This window comes from Hungatella sp. SL.1.14, assembly GCF_024460495.1.
GTDB classification, from domain to species: domain Bacteria; phylum Bacillota; class Clostridia; order Lachnospirales; family Lachnospiraceae; genus Hungatella; species Hungatella hathewayi.
Map to the genome: position 1 here is coordinate 191999 of NZ_JANFYJ010000009.1, position 6318 is coordinate 198316.

A 6318-nucleotide genomic window follows, 5' to 3' on the forward strand; every position below is an offset into this window, starting at 1 on the left:
GCCATACGTTTCTGCATTGTAATCGTCCCCCTCCTGTGATAAAATAGTTCTGAATCTCAAAGCGTCCGTAAACGGACACAGATTGGAGGAACGTGATGCAGGCAATTATCCTGGCCGCAGGTATGGGAAAAAGACTGAAGGAATATACCGCGGAAAATACGAAGTGTATGGTAAAGGTAAACGGGACTACCTTAATTGAACGCGCGCTGCGCATTCTCGATAAAAAGCAGCTTTCCAGAATTATCATTGTGGTTGGATATGAAGGCAGGAAGCTTATGGACTATATCACCACACTGGGCATTCAGACTCCAGTCTGCTTTGTCAACAATGAGGTTTACGACAAGACAAACAACATCTATTCCCTGGCACTGGCAAAAGAATCCCTGATATCGGAAGACACGCTGCTCTTTGAATCTGACATCATTTTTGAGGAAGCTCTGGTGGATATCCTGATCGAAGATCCCAGAGAGACGCTGGCCCTGGTGGATAAGTTTGCAAGCTGGATGGACGGAACCTGCATGGTGTTAGATGACGACGACTCCATCAAAGATTTCATCCCAGGCAAATATTTAAAATTTGAAGACAAAGGCGGCTACTATAAGACTGTAAACATCTATAAATTCAGTCAGCATTTTTCCGCAAACACATATGTTCCCTTCCTCGAAGCGTATGCGAAGGCCATGGGCAACAACGAATACTATGAATCCGTAATCAAGCTCATCGCACTGCTTGAGACAAAGGAGATCAAAGCCAAGAGGCTGAGCGGACAAGTCTGGTACGAGATCGATGACATTCAGGATCTGGATATTGCGGAGAGCCTCTTCGCCGATACCATAGAGAAGCGCTATGACGCGATTGCTTCCCGTTACGGCGGTCACTGGCGTTATCCGAAGCTGCTGGACTTCTGCTATCTCGTCAATCCCTATTTTCCGCCTCAGAAGATGCTTGACGAGATGAAATCCAATTTTGAGATTCTGATCTCGGAATACCCCTCCGGCATGCGGATCAACAGTCTGCTGGCCTCCAGAAATTTTGGCGTGCGGCAGGAGCACATCGTGATTGGAAATGGCGCCGCGGAGCTGATTAAGGTACTTATGGAACACACAGAAGGGCCTACAGGCTTTATCCGTCCTACCTTCGAGGAATATCCCAACCGCTATGACAGCGCATTATCGGTTGTCTTTACACCGGATAATGAAGATTTTTCCTATACGGCTGAAGATTTAATTGAATACTTTGGAAGCCCGGACCATGTGGTCAGAACACTTGTTCTCATTAACCCCGATAATCCAAGCGGCAATTACATTGACAGCGAAGGACTTAAAAAACTGATTGACTGGGGCAGGAAGAATTCCATTCGCCTCATAATTGATGAAAGCTTCTCTGATTTTGCGGAGCTGCCGGGAGATACAGAGGCCCTGGATCTTTCCCTGATCAATGAGGAGGTGCTGCACTCTTACAGCGGACTCTTCGTTGTAAAAAGCATCTCCAAATCCTATGGAGTTCCCGGAATCCGGCTGGGTGTTCTGGCAAGTTCCGACGAGGCCATGATTACCCTGTTAAAGAGAGAAGCGCCGATCTGGAACATCAACTCCTTCGGCGAATTCTTTATGCAGAACAGCGAAAAATACAAAAAGGATTATCGTGAATCCTTAAAGAAGCTGGCCGCAGACAGAAGGCAACTGGTCAAAGAGTTAGACTCTGTGCCATATCTCCGGCCGATTCCCTCCCAGGCAAACTATGTAATGTGTGAGGTCACGGAAGGCCGCACCAGCCGGGAGATTGCCTGCGAACTGTTAAAGCATGATATTTTCATCAAGGACCTCACATCAAAACTGCATAATGGAAGGCAGTATGTAAGAATTGCAGTCAGAAATGCAGAAGATAATTGCAGACTCATTGCGGCGCTTAAGGCGATAGCCTGCAGCGACGAGAGTTTATAAACAGAGATGGGATATACAAAAGGATCAGCAAATATATTTGCCGATCCTTTTGTAGTAAGGGAATGCGAAGTACTGCATTGATAAAAGGGCTGTTAATTTCTCTTTTATATTCCCAGCACTTCCCCGGCCTTTTTCATCGCCGATTCAATCACCTTATCCATATCGTAATACTTATATTCACCGAGCCTGCCACCGAAGATTACGTTTTTCTCACCATCCGCAAGAGCTGCATATTTCTGGAACAGCGCCTGGTTTTTCTCATCATTGACCGGATAGTACGGCTCCATTCCCTCGCTCCATGTCACCGGATATTCCCGGGTAATTACAGACTTCGGCTGCGTGCCGAACTCGAAATGCTTGTGCTCGATAACTCTCGTATATGGAGTTTCTCTGTCCGTGTAGTTTACCACGGCAACTCCCTGGTAATTATCCGTATCCACCGTCTCTGTCTCAAAACGCAGACTTCTGTACTCCAGCTTCCCATAGCAGTATCCAAAGTAAGCATCAATCGTACCTGTATAGACCACCGTCTCTCCCAGGCTGTCATAATGCTCTTTATGCTCTAAATAATCCACACCATTCTTAATATCGCAGCCCTCGAACAGCTTTTCCATGATCACATTATAACCGCCAATCGGGATACCCTGATAGAGATCATTAAAATAGTTGTTGTCATACGTAAAGCGCACCGGGATCCGTTTAATGATAAAGGCCGGGAGATCTTTACAGTCACGTCCCCACTGTTTCTCCGTATACCCCTTAATCAGTTTCTGATACAGATCCATGCCCACCAGACTGATGGCCTGCTCCTCCAGATTCTTCGGTTCGCCCTTTACAGACGCCTTCTGCTCCTCGATCTTCTTTTTCGCCTCCTCCGGTGTGGAGACGCCCCACATCCTGCTGAAGGTGTTCATATTAAATGGCATATTATACATTTCACCCTTATAATTAGCCACCGGGCTGTTGGTATAACGGTTAAACTCTGCCAGCTCGTTCACAAATTTCCAGACTTCCCGGTTGCTGGTGTGGAAAATATGAGCGCCATAGCAATGAACGTGAATGCCTTCCACATCCTCACAGTAAATATTGCCGCCGATATGATCCCTTTTTTCCACAACCAGACACTTTTTTCCCTTTTTCCCTGCAAGGTATGCGAATACTCCGGAATAAAGCCCGCTTCCTACCAGGACATAATCATACTTTTTCATGGTTCCTGTTCTCCTGTTCTGTAATCATCTGCCCTCCATTGTACTATATCCGTTCGGAAATGTAAATAACGGCAGCGTGGACACAAATGCTGTTACTGTGGAATTGTAACAGTCCAGACGGCTCATCTTCTTGACCGGAAAAGCCAGCCAGGAAAGCGATTTTCAAACACGCTCTGGTATCAGCAGACTTACGCATGCCTGATATCTGTAAAATCCGATATCTCTCTGCTAATCGTGCACAGATCCTCTACTGTCATATCATGAATATCTTCATGACCGGTAATCCGCGCATAGGTTCGCAGTTCTTCAAAGGTGCATGTAAGAAAGTTTCCTACCCTCGCGGCGGCGGCGCTTCCATTTAACCGTTTTCTCAGTTCAGGATTCTGAGTGGCCGCTCCTACCGGGCAGTTTCCGCTTCCACAGATCCGATACTGCTGACATGCTGCCGCGATCAGACCCGCGGACGCTATCGCCACGGCATCCGCGCCCATGGCAATGGCCTTTGCAAAATCGGAGGAGACACGAAGGCCGCCTGTAATTACCAGATCGATATCAGCACCGGCCTCATCCAGATATTTTCTCGCCCGGGAAAGCGCAAATACAGTAGGAACGCTGGTAGAATCCCGTACCAGCTTCGGGCTGGCTCCTGTGGCGCCTCCTCTGCCGTCTATCGTAATAAAATCAGGCTCTGCAAACACGCAGAACTCCAAATCCTTTTCGATTTTTCCCGCCGCGATCTTGATTCCGACCGGGCGTCCATCAGATGCAAGACGCAGCTGGGTTACAAGATCCCTCAAATCCTCTTTACTGCGTATATCTTCAAATTTGGAAGGGCTGATTACATCCTGTCCAAGCGGTTTATTACGGATCGCTGCGATCTCCGGAGTTACCTTTTCTCCCGGGAGATGGCCGCCCATCCCCGGCTTCGTTCCCTGGCCGATCTTAATCTCAATCGCATCAGCTTCCTGCAGGTTCTCAGGCGTCACACTGTATTTATTGGGAACATACTCAAATATATACCGGTATGCCGCTGCCTTCTCCTCCGGCAGAATTCCGCCTTCGCCGCTGCACATGGCTGTCCTGGCCATGGCACTTCCCTCTGCCAGCGCCACCTTCATCTCCTTCGACATCGCTCCAAAGGACATGTGGGATATGTAGACCGGCCCGTCCAGTACCATGGGCTTTTTTGCGTGTTTGCCAATCACCGTGGTGATGTTTACCGGGTCATGCTCCATAAGAGGCGGCGGATTCAGCTGCGCACCGAGAATCAGAATCTCATCCCAGTTTGGCATGGCCATCTTCGTGCCCATGGCGTCGATGATGGTCTTCCCGCTCACCGCCATCTCATGGATCTCCTTCATATAACGGCAGGAACTGTCCTGTCTTGCATATTTGGGATCATATTCCAGACCTCCTGGTCCATCTTCATCGACGTTAAGGGATTCGACAGATGCGGACGCCTCTTTCGTAAGTACAGCTTCCTCTTCTGCTTCCTTTAACGGAACAAACACGGTGGCCGGCTGTCTGCACACCGGGCACTGTTTCAGATTTTCCAAAGGCATTCCTTCTTTTTCCTCATCATAAACAAATCCACACACACCACACTGAAATCTCGCCATGTTTCGTCTCCTCTCTCTCACCGCTTTTCTTCTGCGGGCTTTTTTATAGTCCCAGTTTACCACCATTTTTGTGCAACAACAATACCAATTTTCTCATTTTTTAATAATAGATTGTGAATTTTTTATTTTAATTGACAATCAATTTATTACGTGGTATGCTGTTTTCATAAGTTAATAATAATTACTATTATTTAATTGTGTAATGGAAACAGATGGAAGAAAGAGAGGTAAGAACAGTGAGTACATATGTAATTACCGGCGGAACAACCGGAATCGGAGCAGCAGTACGAAAGACATTACTGGATCAGGGCCATGAGGTATTTAACATCGATTATAAGGGCGGAGACTACCTGGCTGATTTATCGACGAAAGAAGGACGCCAGGGAGCCATCGAAGCAGTTTTTGAGAAATATCCTGACGGCATTGATGTTCTGATCTGCAATGCGGGTGTCGGTCCCACCGCACCACCCAAGATGATATTTGCCTTAAACTTTTTCGCCAGCATTCAGTTAGCGGAAGGGTTAAGACCATTACTAAAGAAGAAACGCGGGAACTGTGTCATCACCTCCTCCAACTCCATCACCAACATGACGGTACGTATGGACTGGGTTGATATGCTCTCCAACGTCATGGACGAAGACAGAATCCTGGAACTGGCGGAAGATATCCCCAGAAATCAGACCCCTTCCTGCTACAGTTCCTCCAAACATGCACTTGCCCGCTGGGTACGCCGGATATCTCCTTCCTGGGCCGTAGACGGACTGAGAATCAACTCCGTGGCCCCCGGCAACACGACCACACCGATGACACAGGGTATGACAGACGCCCAGATGGAAGCCGCCTTATTAATTCCGATACCGACGCGTTACGGGCGCAGGGAATTCTTAGACGCCCAGGAGATCGCCAATGGAATCGTATTCCTGGCTTCACCGCTGGCAAGCGGAATCAACGGAGTCATACTGTTCGTTGACGGCGGCATTGACGCCCTTCTTCGTTCAGAGCAGATTTAGATAAGGAGGAAAATGTGATGACAATATTAGAGCAGTATATTGAATGCATGAAAAAGGGCGACGAAGCAGCACTGGCCGATTTATTTAATGAATACGGTGTCCTTCACGATTCGTCCGTCATAAAGGCTGGTATGGACACTATTCATCTGGAAGGAAAGATGGCTGTGGAAATGATGTTCCACCACAAATTCGGGTTCAACGGCGGGCCATTTCCGATTCACAGTGTCAAATACGTGGGAGACAATACCGTCTGGTACTTTATCACATACCACGACCACGTTGTACCGGTTACCGCATTCTTATCCGAAACGGACGAGAACGGTAAGATAAAGCGGCTGAATATCTATCCGCTGTAAATCAGCAGATTCCTGCCTCAGGAATGGCTGTTCCTGTATAAAAATCTGATATACCAATCGAGTAGGAGGGAGTGATTAACTCCCGTCCTCTCACACCACCGTGCATACCGTTCGGTACACGGCGGTTTCAACGGTTGACGTGCACGGACTGATAGGCTGTGGCTAAATCATAATAGCCTCTG

General features: G+C 47.8%; 5 protein-coding genes. 3 read left to right on the top strand and 2 right to left on the bottom strand.

Annotated features, from left to right (window positions below; translation table 11 throughout):
• The first annotated feature begins 95 nt into the window (after nucleotides 1-95).
• Complete coding sequence (locus tag NE473_RS12155) at nucleotides 96-1943, top strand: aminotransferase class I/II-fold pyridoxal phosphate-dependent enzyme (RefSeq protein WP_055650379.1); 1848 nt, start codon at nucleotides 96-98, stop codon at nucleotides 1941-1943.
• A 104-nt stretch (nucleotides 1944-2047) separates the two neighbouring features.
• Here the strand turns inward: NE473_RS12155 and glf are convergent, their stop codons facing one another.
• Both glf and NE473_RS12165 read right to left on the bottom strand, forming a co-directional pair.
• Entirely contained in the window at nucleotides 2048-3151 is a 1104-nt protein-coding gene (glf, locus tag NE473_RS12160) for a UDP-galactopyranose mutase (RefSeq protein WP_055650378.1), read from the bottom strand.
• Between the two features lie 188 nt (nucleotides 3152-3339).
• Nucleotides 3340-4770 carry a glutamate synthase-related protein gene (locus NE473_RS12165; RefSeq protein ID WP_055650377.1) on the bottom strand — a complete coding sequence of 477 codons (1431 nt, stop codon included), beginning with the start codon at nucleotides 4768-4770 and terminating at the stop codon, nucleotides 3340-3342.
• Nucleotides 4771-5006: 236 nt separating this feature from the next.
• Here NE473_RS12165 and NE473_RS12170 point away from each other — a divergent pair, with 236 nt between their 5' ends.
• Nucleotides 5007-5780, top strand: a complete 774-nt coding sequence (locus NE473_RS12170) for an SDR family oxidoreductase (protein ID WP_055650464.1) — start codon at nucleotides 5007-5009, stop codon at nucleotides 5778-5780.
• Between the two features lie 17 nt (nucleotides 5781-5797).
• The gene (locus NE473_RS12175; protein ID WP_055650376.1) at nucleotides 5798-6136 is read left to right on the top strand and encodes a hypothetical protein; all 339 of its coding nucleotides are present in this window, start codon (nucleotides 5798-5800) and stop codon (nucleotides 6134-6136) included.
• The last annotated feature ends 182 nt before the right edge of the window (nucleotides 6137-6318 follow it).

What these genes read in the sequence shown, in the direction of transcription:
- glf (WP_055650378.1), bottom strand. Translation starts at nt 3,151, where the DNA reads ATGAAAAAGTATGATTATGTCCTGGTAGGAAGCGGGCTTTATTCCGGA.
- NE473_RS12175 (WP_055650376.1), top strand. Translation starts at nt 5,798, where the DNA reads ATGACAATATTAGAGCAGTATATTGAATGCATGAAAAAGGGCGACGAA.
- NE473_RS12155 (WP_055650379.1), top strand. Translation starts at nt 96, where the DNA reads ATGCAGGCAATTATCCTGGCCGCAGGTATGGGAAAAAGACTGAAGGAA.
- NE473_RS12165 (WP_055650377.1), bottom strand. Translation starts at nt 4,770, where the DNA reads ATGGCGAGATTTCAGTGTGGTGTGTGTGGATTTGTTTATGATGAGGAA.